Genomic DNA, 14,630 nt, shown 5'->3' on the forward strand with positions numbered 1-14,630 from the left:
GCGCCGGGGCGCTCTCGCCGGCCGCGGGGCGCGGGCCGTTCGCGAGCGCGCTCGCCGGCGCGCTGCTGCTGGCCGGGATCGCCGGCGCGGTGGGAATCCCGATCGGCCTCGGGGCGGGGCTCTACCTGCACGACCGCCGCGGCACCCGGCGCGCCGCCGCGCTGCGCTACCTCGCCGACGTGCTGCTCGGCGTGCCGGCCGTCGTGCTCGGGATCGTGGCGTGGGAGCAGCTCGTGCGGCCGGTCGGCCACTTCAGCGCGTGGGCGGGGAGCGCGGCGCTGGCGGCGCTGGTCGTGCCGCTGGTGGCGCGCACCACCGACGACGTGCTCGCGCTGGTGCCCCCCGCGCTCGCCGAGTCGGCGCTGGCGCTCGGCTACCCGCGGTGGCGCACGCAGCTCGCCGTGGTGCTGCGGGCGTCGGTCCCGGGCGTCGTCACGGGCGTGCTGGTGGCCGTGGCGCGCGTGGCCGGCGAGGCGGCGCCCCTCCTCTTCACCGCGTTCGGCAACCAGTTCTGGAGTCTCGACCCCGACGGGCCGGTGGCGGCGCTGCCGCTCCAGATCTACACGGGCGCGCTCGGCGCGTCGGCGGTGGGCCGGCGCCAGGCGTACGTGTCGGCGCTGGTGCTGATCGCCGGCGTGGCGCTGTTCGGGGTCTCAGCGCGCCGCGCGGCCGCGCGCGTGGCGCGGGGCGGGCGGTGAGCGCGCGGCTGGCCGCCGAGGGGCTGACGGCGGGGGTGGGCGCGCGCACGATCATCCGCGACGTCACGCTGGCCTTCCCCGACCGGCAGGTCACCGCCCTCGTCGGGCCGTCGGGGTGCGGGAAGTCGACGCTGCTGCGCTGCCTCAACCGGCTGCACGAGACGGTGCCCGGCGCGCACCTGCGCGGCCGCGTCCTGCTCGACGGCGCCGACGCGCTGGGGGCGGGCGTCGACGCCGCGGCGCTGCGCCGCCGGGTCGGGATGGTGTTCCAGCGCCCGACGCCCTTCCCCGGCCGCTGGGTGCGCGACAACGTCGCCGCCGGCGTGGCGGCGCTCGGCGCCCGCGCGCCCCGCGGCGCGGCGCTCGACGCGCGCATCGAGACGGAGCTCCGCCGCGTGGGGCTGTGGGGCGAGCTGCGCGACCGCCTGCACGACGACGCCGGCCGCCTCTCCGGCGGGCAGCAGCAGCGCCTGTGCGTCGCGCGCGCGCTGATGCACGCCCCCGAGATCCTCCTGCTCGACGAGCCGACCGCCGCGCTCGACCCGCAGGCGACGCAGCGGATCGAGGAGCTGCTGTACGCGCTGCGCGCCGAGCTGACGGTGGTGGTGGTGACGCACAACCTGCAGCAGGCGGCGCGCGTCTCCGACCGCACCGCCTTCCTGCTCGGCGGCGCGCTGGTGGAGGTGGACGACACCGAGCGGGTGTTCACCGCCCCGCGCGACCCGCGCACCGAGGCGTTCGTGACCGGGCGGTTCGGGTGAGCGCGGCCGACCCGTCGGAGACGGGGCGTCTGCGGCTGCACGCGCTGACGGTGCGCTACGGCGGGCGGACGGCGCTCGACGACGTGCACCTCGACGTGCCGCCGCGGCGCGTGACGGCGCTCGTCGGCCCCTCGGGGAGCGGCAAGAGCACGCTGCTGCGCGCCGTGAACCGGCTGGTGGACCTGACCGACGGCGCGCGCGTGGACGGGCGGGTGGAGCTGGACGGCGAGGACGTGCGCGCGCCGTCCGTCGACGCGGCGGCGCTGCGGCAGCGGGTGGGGATGGTGTTCCAGCGGCCGACCGCCTTCCGCACGAGCGTGTACGAGAACGTCGCCTACGGCGCGCGGCTCGCGGGGGTGGCGGCGCGCGCGGAGCTGGACGCGGTGGTCGAGGGGGCGCTGCGGCGCGCCGCGCTGTGGGACGAGGTGCGCGACCGGCTGCGCGGCGACGCGCGCGCGCTGTCGGAGGGGCAGCGGCAGCGGCTGTGCATCGCGCGCGCGCTGGCGCCGCAGCCCGAGGTGCTGCTGCTCGACGAGCCGACGAGCGCCCTCGACCCGGCGGCCACGCACCGCATCGAGGAGCTGCTGTACGAGCTGCGCCCCGAGGTGACCGTCCTGCTGGTCACGCACAACTTGCAGCAGGCCGCGCGGACGAGCGACTATACGGCGTTCCTGGACGCCGGCCGGCTGGTGGAGCTGGACGCGACCGACCGGCTCTTCACCTCGCCGCGCGACCCGCGGACCGAGGCGTACGTCACCGGGAGGTTCGGATGACCGCACCCGAGCGCGCGCCCGCGCGTGGCGGGTTCCGCCACTTCCACGAGCAGCTGGCCGAGCTCCGCCAGCGGCTCCTGGCGATGTCGGAGCAGGCGGAGGCGCTGGTGGCGCTGGCGGTGGAGGCGCTGCTGGAGCGCGACGCCGAGAAGGCGGCGCTGGTCATCGACGGGGACCGCGCGCTCGACCGGGCGGAGCTGGAGGTCGAGGGAATGGCGATCCAGCTGCTCGCGCTGCAGCAGCCGATGGCGCGGGACCTGCGCCTCCTGGTGGGCGCCATCAAGGTCTCGAGCGACCTGGAGCGCGTGGGCGACCACGCCGTGAACATCGCGCAGGGGACGCGCCGCCTCGTCGCCGCCGGCGCGCGCCCGGCGCCGGGCCCCGAGCTGGAGGAGATGGCCCGCCGCGCGCGCCGGATGCTCGCCGACGCGCTCGACGCCTTCACCCGCGGCGACGGCGCGCTCGGGCGGGCGGTGTGCCGCGCCGACGACGCGGTGGACGCGCTCTACGACGCCGTGTTCCGCACCCTGACCGCGCACATGACCGCCGACCCCCGCTCGATCCCCCCGTCGCTGGAGCTGCTGCTCGTGAGCCGCAACCTGGAGCGCGTGGCCGACCTGGCGACCAACATCGCGGAGGACGCGGTGTACGTCGCCGAGGCGGTGCAGATCCGGCACCGCACGGAGCTCGACGCCGCCGACGACGGCCGCCCGGGGGCCCGGTGATCGACGACCGCGACACCCCCGCCGGCGACGGGCTCCCGGCCGTGCAGCCGCGCATCGCGCGCCCGCGCCGCACCGCCGGCGGCCGCCCGGTCCCCGACGACGCGCTGCGCATCGCCGCGATCGACATCGGCTCCAACTCGATCCGCCAGATCCTGGCCGACGTCTCCCCCGACGGCACGATCCAGGTCGTCGACGAGATGAAGGCGATGCCGCGCCTCGGGAAGGGCGTGGACCGCAGCGGCGCGCTTGCCGTCGACTCGATGGCCGACGCGCTGTCGGCGCTGGCGCGCATGGCGACGCTGGCGCGGCAGATGGGCGCCGACCGGATCGAGGCGGTGGCCACGAGCGCGGTGCGCGACGCCGCCAACGGGGGCGCCTTCCTCGACCGCGTGCGCGAGGAGACGGGGCTGCGCGTGCGGCTGCTGACCGGCGAGGAGGAGGCGCGGCTGTCGTTCCGCAGCGCGCTCGCCCACTTCGAGCTGGGGGCCGGGCGCACGGTCGTCATGGACATCGGCGGCGGCTCGCTCGAGCTGGCGCTGGCCGCCGACGGGCTGCTCGACCGGCTGGAGTCGTTCCCGTTCGGCGCCATCCGCGCGACCGAGCAGTTCCTCGCCGAGCTGCCGCGCGGCGGCGCGAAGGTCGAGGACGCGCTGCGCCAGCTGCGCCGCGCGGTGCGGTGGGCGGTGCGCGACCGGCTGCCGACCAAGGAGTGGCGCGGCGCCCGCGTGATCGGGTCGGGGGGCACCTTCACCAACCTCGCGGGGCTGGTGCACGCGCGCGCCGGGCTGCAGGCGGCGCGCACGCGCCACGGCACGGTGGTCACGCGCCCGGAGCTGACGCGCGCCCTCGACCACCTCGCGACGCTGACGCCCGAGGAGCGGGCCGCCGTGCCGGGGCTCAACCCGGCGCGCGCCGACATCATCGTCGCCGGCTTCGCGGTCGCCGCCGAGGTGATGTCGGTGTTCGAGGCGCGCGAGCTCCAGGTCTCGGGCTACGGCATCCGCGAGGGGCTGCTGCTGGAGGCGGCGGCCGTGACGCCCACCATCGCCGACCCGGGCGAGGCGCGCGAGCGCTCGGTGCGCGCGTTCGCGGAGCGGTGCCACTACGAGGAGCCGCACGCCGAGCAGGTGCGCAAGCTCGCGCTGCAGCTGTTCGACCAGCTCGGGCCGAAGCTCGGCGCGCAGCCCGGGGACCGCGAGGTGCTGGCCGACGCGGCGCTGCTGCACGACGTCGGCTACCACATCAGCCACGAGAAGCACCACAAGCACTCGTACCACCTGATCCTGCACGCCGACCTGCTGGGGATGACGCCGGCCGAGCAGGTGGCGGTGGCGAACGTCGCGCGGTACCACCGCGGTCCGACGCCGCGCAAGAAGCACGACGAGTTCGCGCGCCTCGACCGCGAGCTGCGCCGCCGCGTCGTGCGCCTCGCCGCGCTGCTTCGCGTGGCCGACGGGCTCGATCGCGGGCACGCGGGCGCCGTGGACCACGTCGGCGTGCGGTGGGCCAAGGGGCGGTGCGTCCTCTCCCCCGTCCCCGTGGCGGGCGCCGGCTCGCTGCGGCTCGAGCTGTGGGGCGCCGACCGCAAGTCGGAGTTGCTGTGCGAGGTGCTCGACGCCGACGTCGAGCTGGTGGCCCCCGACGGGGCGACGGTGCACGCCGGCGAGGTGACCGGCGAGTAGCGGCGCCCCGCGGCCGCCCGCTAGTCGCCGGTGAGCACGGCCGGCATCTCGCCGGTCACGGGCGACGGGAGCGCGCGCCCCCACGGGTCGCGCTGCAGGATGAGGTGCGTCGCCCGCTCCCCCTCCTCGGCGGCCGGGTGCCGCTGCCGGTACGTGCCGTCGGCGTGCAGCTCCCACGCCTGCCGGTTGTCCTGCAGGCAGGTCTCGAGCAGCGTGCCGAGCAGCGCGTGCAGCGCCGGGTCCTCGACCGGCACCAGCGCCTCGACGCGGCGGTCGAAGTTGCGCGGCATCCAGTCGGCGGAGCCGATGTAGTACTCGGGCGCGCCGTCGTTGTCGAAGCGGAAGACGCGCGAGTGCTCGAGGAACCGGCCGACGATCGACAGGACGCGGATCCGGTCGCTGACGCCCTCGATCCCCGGGCGCAGGCAGCAGATCCCGCGCACGATCAGGTCGATCTCGACGCCCGCCTGCGACGCCTGGTACAGCGCCGCGATCGTCTCGGGGTCGACGAGCGCGTTCATCTTGGCGACGATGCGCGCCGGGCGCCCCGCGCGGGCGTGCGCCGTCTCGCGCTCGATCAGCGTCAGGATCCGCTCGCGCAGGTTGGCCGGCGCCACCAGCAGCTTGCGGTACAGCCGCTGCCGCGAGAACCCGGTGAGCGTGTTGAACAGGTCCGAGAGGTCGGCGCCGATCGACGGGCTGGCGGTGAACAGCCCGATGTCGGTGTAGAGCCGCGCCGTCTTCGAGTTGTAGTTGCCGCTCCCGAGGTGGCAGTAGCGCCGGATCGACCCGTCGGCGTCGCGCCGCACGACCAGCGCGGTCTTGCAGTGCGTCTTGAGCCCCGGGAGCCCGTACGCCACGTGGATCCCGTAGCGCTCCAGCGTGCGCGCCCACTGGATGTTGTTCACCTCGTCGAACCGCGCCTGCAGCTCGACCAGCACCGCGACCTGCTTCCCCGCCTGCGCCGCGTCGGCCAGCGCGCTCACGATCTCGGTGTCGCCCGAGGTCCGGTAGAGCGTCAGCTTGATCGCCAGCACGTTCGGGTCGGCCGCCGCCTCCTCCACGAAGCGCTCGACCGAGGCGTCGAACGAGTGGAAGGGGTGGTGCACCAGCACGTCGCGCTCGCGGATCACGTCGAAGATCGACCGCGGCGGGCTCCCCGCCCCGTCGCGCAGCGCCGACGGGAGGATCGGGACGTGCGGCGGGTCCTTGAGCTGCGGGAAGTCGAGCGACGTCAGCGCCATCAGGTCGCCCAGCTCCAGCAGGCGCCCGCTCTCGTGGACCTCGTCCTCGGTGAGCGCGCTGACGCTCTGCGTCTCGGCGTCGTTCAGCTCCTCCAGCAGCAGCGTGCGCAGCGCCGGCGGCATCCCCTCCTGCACCTCGAGGCGCACCACCTCGCCGAAGCGCCGGCGGAACACCTGCTGCTCGACCGTGTCGAGCAGGTCCTCGACCTGGTCGATCTGCCCGAGGTCGAGGTCGCTGTAGCGCGAGATGCGGAACGCGAACCAGCGCAGCACCTCCATCCCCGGGAACAGGGCGGCGAGGTTCGCGCCGATGACCTCCTCCAGCGGGACGAACTGGTTGGGCGTCCCGGTCGGCACCCAGCGCGAGAGCAGGCGCGGCACCTTCACCCGCGCGAAGTGCTCCTCCCCCCCGGCGGGGTCGCGCAGCTCGACGGCCAGCGACAGCGACAGGTTGGAGATGTACGGGAACGGGTGCCCCGGGTCGACGGCCAGCGGCGTCAGGATCGGGAACACCTGCGACTCGAAGAACTCGTCCACCCGCATCCACTCCGCGGGGGCGAGCTCCGACATGCGCACGAGCCGCACGCCGTGGCCGGCGAGCGCGGGGAGCAGCTGCTCGTGGAGGCACCGGTCGCGCAGCGCCAGCAGCTCGCGCACCCGATTCTGGATCGACGTCAGCTGCTCGGCGGGGGTGAGGCCGTCGGGCGGGTACTGCGCCGCCCCCTGCCGCGCCTTCCGCCGCAATCCCGCCACCCGGACCATGTAGAATTCGTCCAGGTTCGTGCTGAAGATCGACAGGAACTTCAGCCGCTCCAGCAGCGGGACGCGCGGGTCGAGCGCCTCGTGCAGCACCCGCGCGTTGAACTCGAGCCACGACAGCTCGCGGTTGATGAACAGCGCGGGCGGTGGCAGGCGGACCGACGTCACGACGGGGGGCGGCTCAGAGCGGGTAGAGCGTGTTCAGCAGCCAGAACGACAGCGCCGCCATGATCGCCGACGCGGGGATCGTGAGCACCCACGCCCAGACGATCCGCCCGGCGAGCCCCCACCGCACCGCCGACAGGCGGTTGGTGGCGCCGACGCCGACGATCGAGCCGGTGATCGTGTGCGTCGTGCTGACCGGGATCCCGAACTGCGACGCCAGCAGGATGATGATCCCGCCCCCCGTCTCGGCGGCGAACCCGCCGACCGGGCGGAGCCGCGTGATGCGCGACCCCATCGTGTGCACGATGCGCCAGCCGCCGAACAGGGTGCCGAGCGAGATGGCGAGGTACGCCATCACCTCGACCCAGAGCGGGGGGACGACCTTCGCGTCGGGGACGTAGAAGAAGCGCATCCACCCCTCCTGCCCCGCGAACACCGCCTGCGCCTGCGACGAGGCGAGCAGCCCGACGATGATCCCCATCGTCTTCTGCGCGTCGTTGCTCCCGTGCGCGAGCGAGAGCAGCGCCGACGACAGGAGCTGCCCCGGGCGGAAGACGCGGTCCACGCGGTGCGGCGTGGCGCGGCGGAACACGTTGTAGACCAGCACCATGAGCGTGAAGCCCATGATCGCGCCGAGCATCGGCGAGAGCGCGATGGCCGACAGCGTCTGGATCCACTTCTGGCCGAAGGTGATCCCCGTGAGCCCGGCCTTGGCCAGCGCGGCGCCGGCCAGCCCGCCGATGAGGGCGTGCGAGGAGCTGGAGGGGATCCCGTAGTACCAGGTGATCAGGTTCCAGACGATGGCGCCCAGGAGGGCGCCGAACATCAGGTTCGGGTCGACGATCGAGGTGTCGACGAAGCCCGAGGCCACCGCCTTGGCGACGGCCGCCTCGCTGACGAACAGCGCGGCGAAGTTGAAGACGGCCGCCCAGACGACGGCGGCGAAGGGGCTGAGGACGCGGGTGCCCACGATCGTGGCGATGGAGTTCGCCGAGTCGTGGAACCCGTTGATGAAGTCGAACACGAAGGCGACCAGGACGATCGCCAGGATGTAGGTGACCACGGCGCGGTGGGCGTCGGAGGCGCGTCGCTCAGGAGTTCTTCAGCGCGATGCTCTCGAGGACGTTCGAGACGTCCTCGCACTCGTCGAGCGCTTCCTCGAGCTTGTCGAACAGCTCCTTCCACTTGATCACCGTCAGCGCGTCCGGGGTGCCGTCGAACAGCTCCCCCACGGCCGCGTGGTAGAGGGCGTCGCCCTCCTCCTCCAGCTGCTTGATGCGGCGCCCGCACTCGACGACCGCCTTGGGCTTCTTGATGTCGCGGACCTGCTCCTCGATGGTGCGCCCGGCGCGCACCAGCACCTCGGTGAGCTTGAGGGCGGCGGGGCGGGTCTCGGTGATGCGGAACATCACGGCCCGGCGGGCCGTCCCGTCGATCAGGTCGACGACGTTGTCGAGCCGGGTGGCGAGGAGGTGGATGTCCTCGCGGTCGAGCGGGGTGACGAAGCTCGTGTCGATCTTGGTGTTGACCTGCTGGACGAGCTGGTCGGCCTCGTGCTCGACGTCCTTGATGCGGGACTCGAACTCGTGAAGCCGCTCGGGGGCGCCGAACATCTCGTGCAGCAGCGTCACGCTGGTGGTGATGCGCTGCGCGATCTGCGCGAACATCTCGAAGAACTGCTCGTCGCGGGGGATGAGACGCACGAGGGGGTGGACTCGGGAAGGGGGCCGGCGTGGGCCGGTTGCGGCGCCTGAAAGCAGCGCGGACGGGGATCAGGCGGCCACGGCCGGTCGCGTAACGATTGCGTCAAGGCAGGGTGGAGCGTCCCGGCGCCCTCGCGGGGCGGGACGGCTCCAAAGCTAACCGCTCCCGGTCGCCGCACTCTGCCGGAATCGTCATGCACCGAGTCATGCCTGCGGATCGAACGCCACCCGGGCGTCGCCCGCCACCACTCGGCGGCGCACCAGCGACCGGTCCTCGAACAGCTTCACGAGCGCCACACCCGCCACGAAGCCCCCGACGTGGGCCCACACGGCCACGCCCCCCGACGCCTCGGGGCGCACCATGAGCAGCTGCGGGAGCCCCGACAGCACCTGCTGCCCGAACCAGAGGATCAGCATCAGCCACGCCGGGACGTGGAAGAGGAAGATCGGGGGGAAGTAGGTGCGCACCCGCACCCGCGGGTAGAGGAGCAGGTAGCCGCCCAGCACCCCCGAGATCGCCCCCGACGCCCCGACGGTCGGGATCGGCGAGGTCGGCTCGAGCAGGACGTGGGTCGCGGCCGCCGCCAGCCCGCAGGCCAGGTAGAACACCAGGAACCGCCCCCGCCCCATCGAGTCCTCGACGTTGTTGCCGAAGACCCAGAGGTAGAGGCAGTTCCCGAGCAGGTGCGCCCACCCGCCGTGCAGGAACATCGACGTCAGCGGCGTCAGCACGTTCTTCCGCTCGGCGTCGATCACGCAGGCCAGCCCCTCCCCCATCGGGATCCCGAGGCCGAGCGGGGCGCCGCCGGTCAGCTCGCCGGGGACCATCCCCCAGTTGCAGACCGACGCGATGAGGGCGACGGGGGTCGCCCCGGCCCCCTGGGCGAGCACCCAGACCGCCACCAGCGCCGCCAGCAGGGCGTAGGTGACGACCGGGGTGCGAAGGGTCGGATTCTCGTCGCTGATCGGGATCATCGCGGGTCTCGGATGTGCGGATCTGCCGCGCCGGGTGCCGGCGTGTCACGGCGAGCACGGCCGATGCCCCCGTTTCCTGCCACCGTGGCAGCGATACCGGGCCCCGGGATTGCCCTTCTCCCGGGCATCGCACGCCGCCGGCGCCGACCCGGCACCCGGCGGCGCCGACCACCCATTGAGGATCTCATGGCAGACAAGGTCATCGGCATCGACCTCGGCACCACCAACTCCGTCGTGGCGGTGCTCGAGGGGGGCGATCCGGTCGTCATTCCCAACGCCGAGGGGGGGCGCACGACCCCCTCCGTCGTCGCGTTCACCAAGGACGGCGAGCGCCTGGTCGGCCAGATCGCCAAGCGCCAGGCCGTCACCAACCCGCAGAACACCGTCTTCTCGATCAAGCGCTTCATGGGGCGCAAGGTCGGGGAGATCCAGGACGAGTCGCGGAAGGTCCCGTACAAGATCCAGTCGGGGTCGAACGACCTCGCGGCGGTCGAGGTCCAGGGCAAGCGGTATACCCCGCCCGAGATCTCGGCGATGATCCTGCAGAAGATGAAGCAGACCGCCGAGGACTACCTCGGGCACTCGGTCAGCAAGGCCGTGGTGACCGTCCCGGCGTACTTCAACGACTCGCAGCGCCAGGCCACCAAGGACGCCGGCAAGATCGCGGGGCTCGACGTGCTCCGCATCGTCAACGAGCCCACGGCGGCCGCGCTCGCGTATGGCCTCGACAAGAAGAAGGACGAGACGATCGCCGTCTTCGACCTCGGCGGCGGCACCTACGACATCTCGATCCTCGAGCTGTCCGAGGGCGTCTTCGAGGTGAAGTCGACCAACGGCGACACCCACCTCGGCGGCGACGACTTCGACCAGCGCGTCATCGACTGGCTGGTCGCGGAGTTCAAGCGCGAGCAGGGGATCGACCTGTCCAAGGACCCGATGGCGCTCCAGCGCCTGAAGGAGGCCGGCGAGAAGGCGAAGATGGAGCTGTCGTCGACGCAGTCGACCGACATCAACCTCCCCTTCATCACCGCCGACCAGACGGGGCCGAAGCACCTCAACGTCCAGCTCTCGCGCGCCAAGTTCGAGCAGCTGGTGGACGACCTGATCCAGCGCACCATCCCGCCCATGGAGATGGCGCTCAAGGACGCGGGGCTCTCGACCGACAAGATCGACGAGGTGATCCTCGTCGGCGGCTCGACGCGCATCCCGAAGATCCAGGAGGCCGTCAAGAAGTTCTTCGGCAAGGAGCCGAACCGCGGCGTCAACCCGGACGAGGTGGTCGCCATCGGCGCCGCCATCCAGGGCGGCGTGCTGACGGGCGAGCAGAAGGACATCCTGCTCCTCGACGTCACCCCGCTGTCGCTCGGCATCGAGACGCTCGGCGGCGTGATGACGTCGCTCATCCCGCGCAACACGACCATCCCGACCAAGAAGTCGGAGACGTTCTCCACCGCCGACGACAACCAGACGACGGTCGAGATCCACGTGCTGCAGGGGGAGCGCGAGCTGGCCGTCTACAACAAGACGATCGGCAAGTTCCAGCTCACCGGGATCCCGCCCGCCCCGCGCGGCATGCCGCAGGTCGAGGTCACCTTCGACATCGACGCCAACGGCATCCTGCACGTGACGGCGCGCGACAAGACGACGGGAAAGGAGCAGAAGATCCGCATCGAGGCGTCGAGCGGGCTGTCGGACGCCGAGATCTCGCGCATGGTGAAGGACGCCGAGTCCAACGCGCAGGCGGACAAGACGCGGCGCGAGGAGATCGACACGCGCAACCGGCTCGACTCGCTGACCTACGAGGTCGAGAAGAACGTCAAGGAGTGGGGCGACAAGGTCCCCGCCGAGACGAAGTCCAAGATCGACGCGGCCGTCGAGCGGGCCCGCAAGGCGCTGCGCGGCGACGACATGGGGGAGATCCGCTCGGCGCAGGAGGAGCTGACCCGCGTGTTCAGCGAGGCCGGGCAGTCCTTCTACCAGCAGCAGGGGGCCCAGGCCGGCCAGCCCGAGGGGCAGGCCGAGCAGCCCGCCGGGCAGCAGGCGTCGCCCGGGGGCGACGAGGTCGTCGAGGCCGACTACGAGATCGTGGACGACAAGAAGTGACCCCGCCGGGGTGACGGCCGGGCGCCCGGGAACCCTTCCCTGGCGCCCGGTTGTCATATTGTCATCCCGGGCGTCGGCCCGGAAACTTGCGCCGGCGGGCCGGGTACGCCCGCGGACCACCAACCCAGAGTTGCCCGTATGGCACGTCTCGCCCGTGTTCGCCTCGGCGTGGCCGTGGCGTTCGCCTTCGCCTGCGGCGTCCTGTTCGCCACCGCCTTCGACTGGACGCGCCACCTCGGCGCCCAGGCCGGGGTGCGCGTGGCCGAGACGCGCGGCGCCCCCGTGGACGTCAGCGGCGGCTTCGCCGCCATCGCCGAGCGCGTCACGCCGGCGGTGGTGTCCATCCAGACCGAGCGCGACCCGCGCCGGCAGGCGCAGCGCAACAATCGCGGCCGCGTCCCCCCCGGCTTCGAGGAGTTCTTCCGCCAGTTCGAGGAGCGGCAGCAGCAGGAGCCCGTGCAGGCCGACGGCTCCGGCTTCATCGTCTCCAAGGACGGCTACATCCTCACCAACAACCACGTCGTCGGCGACGCCGACCGCGTGAAGGTCACGCTCACCGACCACCGCGAGTTCAACGCGAAGGTGATCGGCGGCGACCCGACCACCGACGTCGCGGTGATCAAGATCGAGGGGAGCGACCTCCCCGCGCTCACCCTCGGCGAGGACACCACGACCAAGGTCGGCGACTGGGTGGTGGCGGTCGGCAACCCGCTCGGCCTCGACTTCACCGTGACGGCCGGGATCATCAGCGCGAAGGGGCGCAGCAACCGCGACCTCCCCGGGCTCCTGGGCGGCAACTATTCGATCTCGGACTTCATCCAGACCGACGCGGCGATCAACCCGGGGAACTCGGGCGGGCCGCTGATGAACTCGCGCGGCGAGGTGATCGGGATCAACTCGGCGATCGCCAGCCGCACCGGGTTCTACTCGGGATACGGCTTCGCCATCCCGATCTCGCTGGCGCGCGGCGTCATGGAGGACTTGATCAAGCACGGCCGCGTGCGCGCGCCGGTGCTCGGGATCTCGATCGACGAGGTGTCGCCCGAGGACGCGAAGGCGGCGGGGCTCGACCGCATCGCCGGCGTGATCGTGCGCGGCTTCAACCCCGCCGAGGGGAGCCCCGCCGAGCGCGCGGGGATGCAGCCGGGCGACGTGATCGTGGCGATCGAGGGGCGCGCGGTGGACCGCGTGAGCACGCTGCAGCGCGTCGTGCGCATGAACGAGCCGGGCGCCACGGTCAACGTGGACGTCATGCGCTACGGGAAGAAGCAGGCGTTCAAGGTGCGCCTGCAGGAGCGCAGCGAGGCGCCGGCGGTGGCCGCGCGCACCGGCGGCGCCGCGCCCACCGAGGCCGCGCCGAAGGGCGAGACGGCCGAGAAGCTGGGGATCAGCGTCGAGCCGGTGAGCACCGAGTTCGCGCGCGAGGCCAACCTGGTCGCCGACGACCGCGGGCTGCGCATCACCGACGTGTCGCGCTCGGGCCCCGCCTTCCGCCTGCTGGCGCCGGGGAGCGACGTGATCACCGACGTGCAGTTCCCGGTGAAGAAGAAGGTGCGCACGGCGGCCGACCTGCAGTCGGTGCTGGCCACGCTCAAGGCGGGCGACGTGCTAAGCCTGCGGATCTACGGGACGGCCGAGCCGCTGATCGGCGTGCGCGTGGTGAACGTGCGGGTCGGCGAGTAAGGGTCCTCCCCGCCCCGGCGCCGGGCCCCGCCCTCCTCGCGGAGGGCGGGGCCCGCGTCGTATGTTCCGGGCACCGCTCGGGTGGCGAAATGGCAGACGCGCCGGACTTAGGATCCGGTGCCGCAAGGCGTGCGGGTTCGAGTCCCGCCCCGAGCATCACGGCGGGTCCCACGGCCGCTCCGACGCCGCGGCCGGGAACCTGCGCTGAGGGCACACGTTTGTTCGGAGCGGCGCCCCTCCCCCGTGGGGGGCGCCACGCGGCGCCCGTGCGCCGCGCGTCCTCACGCACCCGCAACGCGATGTCGGACTCCATCTCGGTGGCGAGCAGGACCCCGGCGCGCGCCCGCGCGGCGCGGCGGAGTCGATGACGGCGGCCGCGGTCCCCTCCGTCGCGGCGGCCGCCCCCGCGCGGGGCGCCGAGGCGGCCGACGCGCGCGAGTGCGCCCGACTGGTGCGCGAGCACGCCCGCACCTTCCACTACGCCAGCTGGCTGCTCCCGCCGGCCAAGCGCCGCGCCGCCAACGCGCTCTACGCCTTCTGCCGCGTCGCCGACGACATGGTCGACGCGGCGGGGATCGCCGGGACGGCGACCGTGGCGCGCCGCCTCGACGACTACGAGCGCGCGCTCGACGCCGCCATCGCCGGGCGCCCGGACGGGCCGATCTTCCGCGAGCTGCACCGCGTGCTCGAGGCGTACGCCGTCCCGCCGCGGGTGCTGCACGAGCTGCTGGCCGGGGTCGCGCGCGACCTGCACCCGGTGCGCTACGACACGTGGCGCGAGCTCGTGGTCTACTGCGAGGGGGTCGCCAGCACGGTCGGCGAGATGTGCGCCTACGTGTTCGGCGTCCCGGGCGGGCCGGCCGCCGAGCGGCGCGCGCTGCGCTACGCCCGCACGCTCGGCGTGGCGATGCAGCTGACGAACATCCTGCGCGACGTGGGCGAGGACGCCCGCCGCGGGCGCTGCTACCTCCCCGAGGAGGACCTGGCCGCCTTCGGGCTCACGGCCGACGACGTGCTGCGGCGCGGCGACGCGCTGGCCCACGACGAGCGGTGGCGCCCGTTCATGGCGTTCGCGGTCGGCCGCGCGCGGTCGCTGTACGAGGCGGCGGCGCCCGGGATCGGGATGCTCGCCCTCGACGCCCAGCGCTGCGCCAGCGCCTGCGCGACCGGCTACGCCGGCATCCTGGGCGCGATCGAGCGGATCGGCTACGACACGATCTCGCAGCGCGCGTCGCTGGGGACGGCGGCGCGGGGCGCGGTGCTCTGGCGCGCGTTCCGCCGGCAGGCGCCCGCGCCGCCGGCGGCCGCCGACGCGCCGGACGACGAAGTCGGATCGTAGCCATGTCGTTCTGTGGGCCA

The 14,630-nt window shown here is 73.4% G+C and carries 12 protein-coding genes and 1 tRNA gene; 9 read left to right on the forward strand and 4 right to left on the reverse strand.

Annotated elements, in window-relative coordinates:
- From PYV61_RS09920 to PYV61_RS09940, 5 genes are all read left to right on the forward strand, one after another.
- The coding region (locus tag PYV61_RS09920; RefSeq protein WP_275830906.1) for an ABC transporter permease subunit at window positions 1–698 on the forward strand (698 nt) is incomplete at its 5' end.
- Window positions 695–1,459 (forward strand): phosphate ABC transporter ATP-binding protein, encoded by a 765-nt coding sequence (locus PYV61_RS09925; RefSeq protein WP_275830908.1) that lies wholly within the window; start codon window positions 695–697, stop codon window positions 1,457–1,459. The genes PYV61_RS09920 and PYV61_RS09925, both read left to right, overlap by 4 nt.
- Window positions 1,456–2,232, forward strand: a complete 777-nt coding sequence (locus PYV61_RS09930; protein WP_275830910.1) for a phosphate ABC transporter ATP-binding protein — start codon at window positions 1,456–1,458, stop codon at window positions 2,230–2,232. Before PYV61_RS09925 ends, PYV61_RS09930 begins: the two co-directional genes overlap by 4 nt.
- Entirely contained in the window at window positions 2,229–2,957 is a 729-nt protein-coding gene (gene phoU, locus PYV61_RS09935) for a phosphate signaling complex protein PhoU (RefSeq protein ID WP_275830912.1), read from the forward strand. Before PYV61_RS09930 ends, phoU begins: the two co-directional genes overlap by 4 nt.
- Window positions 2,954–4,639: a Ppx/GppA phosphatase family protein gene (locus PYV61_RS09940; protein ID WP_275830914.1), complete on the forward strand. Its 1,686-nt coding sequence runs from the start codon at window positions 2,954–2,956 to the stop codon at window positions 4,637–4,639. Before phoU ends, PYV61_RS09940 begins: the two co-directional genes overlap by 4 nt.
- 20 nt (window positions 4,640–4,659) lie before the next feature.
- Here PYV61_RS09940 and ppk1 read toward each other — a convergent pair whose 3' ends face one another.
- The 4 genes from ppk1 to PYV61_RS09960 form a co-directional block, all read right to left on the reverse strand.
- Window positions 4,660–6,810 (reverse strand): polyphosphate kinase 1, encoded by a 2,151-nt coding sequence (gene ppk1 / locus PYV61_RS09945; RefSeq protein WP_275830916.1) that lies wholly within the window; start codon window positions 6,808–6,810, stop codon window positions 4,660–4,662.
- A gap of 13 nt (window positions 6,811–6,823) precedes the next feature.
- Window positions 6,824–7,870, reverse strand: a complete 1,047-nt coding sequence (locus PYV61_RS09950; RefSeq protein WP_275830918.1) for an inorganic phosphate transporter — start codon at window positions 7,868–7,870, stop codon at window positions 6,824–6,826.
- A gap of 28 nt (window positions 7,871–7,898) precedes the next feature.
- Entirely contained in the window at window positions 7,899–8,510 is a 612-nt protein-coding gene (locus PYV61_RS09955) for a DUF47 family protein (RefSeq protein WP_275830920.1), read from the reverse strand.
- A 204-nt stretch (window positions 8,511–8,714) separates the two neighbouring features.
- Window positions 8,715–9,485, reverse strand: coding sequence for a rhomboid family intramembrane serine protease (locus PYV61_RS09960; RefSeq protein WP_275830922.1), 771 nt, complete (start codon window positions 9,483–9,485; stop codon window positions 8,715–8,717).
- Window positions 9,486–9,671: 186 nt separating this feature from the next.
- Between PYV61_RS09960 and dnaK the strand changes: the two genes are divergently transcribed.
- The 4 genes from dnaK (at window position 9,672) to PYV61_RS09980 (ending at window position 14,610) form a co-directional block, all read left to right on the forward strand.
- Window positions 9,672–11,588, forward strand: coding sequence for a molecular chaperone DnaK (gene dnaK / locus PYV61_RS09965; protein ID WP_275830924.1), 1,917 nt, complete (start codon window positions 9,672–9,674; stop codon window positions 11,586–11,588).
- A gap of 138 nt (window positions 11,589–11,726) precedes the next feature.
- On the forward strand, window positions 11,727–13,271 hold the full coding sequence (locus PYV61_RS09970) for a Do family serine endopeptidase (protein ID WP_275830926.1): 1,545 nt from the start codon (window positions 11,727–11,729) through the stop codon (window positions 13,269–13,271).
- 75 nt (window positions 13,272–13,346) lie between these two features.
- Window positions 13,347–13,427, forward strand: a tRNA-Leu gene (locus tag PYV61_RS09975).
- 208 nt (window positions 13,428–13,635) lie between these two features.
- Window positions 13,636–14,610 carry a phytoene/squalene synthase family protein gene (locus PYV61_RS09980; RefSeq protein WP_275830928.1) on the forward strand — a complete coding sequence of 325 codons (975 nt, stop codon included), beginning with the start codon at window positions 13,636–13,638 and terminating at the stop codon, window positions 14,608–14,610.
- The last annotated feature ends 20 nt before the right edge of the window (window positions 14,611–14,630 follow it).

It is taken from the genome of Roseisolibacter sp. H3M3-2, from assembly GCF_029211165.1.
Classification (GTDB): domain Bacteria; phylum Gemmatimonadota; class Gemmatimonadetes; order Gemmatimonadales; family Gemmatimonadaceae; genus Roseisolibacter.

What these genes read in the sequence shown, in the direction of transcription:
- phoU (WP_275830912.1), top strand. Translation starts at nt 2,229, where the DNA reads ATGACCGCACCCGAGCGCGCGCCCGCGCGTGGCGGGTTCCGCCACTTC.
- PYV61_RS09960 (WP_275830922.1), bottom strand. Translation starts at nt 9,485, where the DNA reads ATGATCCCGATCAGCGACGAGAATCCGACCCTTCGCACCCCGGTCGTC.
- dnaK (WP_275830924.1), top strand. Translation starts at nt 9,672, where the DNA reads ATGGCAGACAAGGTCATCGGCATCGACCTCGGCACCACCAACTCCGTC.
- PYV61_RS09970 (WP_275830926.1), top strand. Translation starts at nt 11,727, where the DNA reads ATGGCACGTCTCGCCCGTGTTCGCCTCGGCGTGGCCGTGGCGTTCGCC.
- PYV61_RS09980 (WP_275830928.1), top strand. Translation starts at nt 13,636, where the DNA reads ATGACGGCGGCCGCGGTCCCCTCCGTCGCGGCGGCCGCCCCCGCGCGG.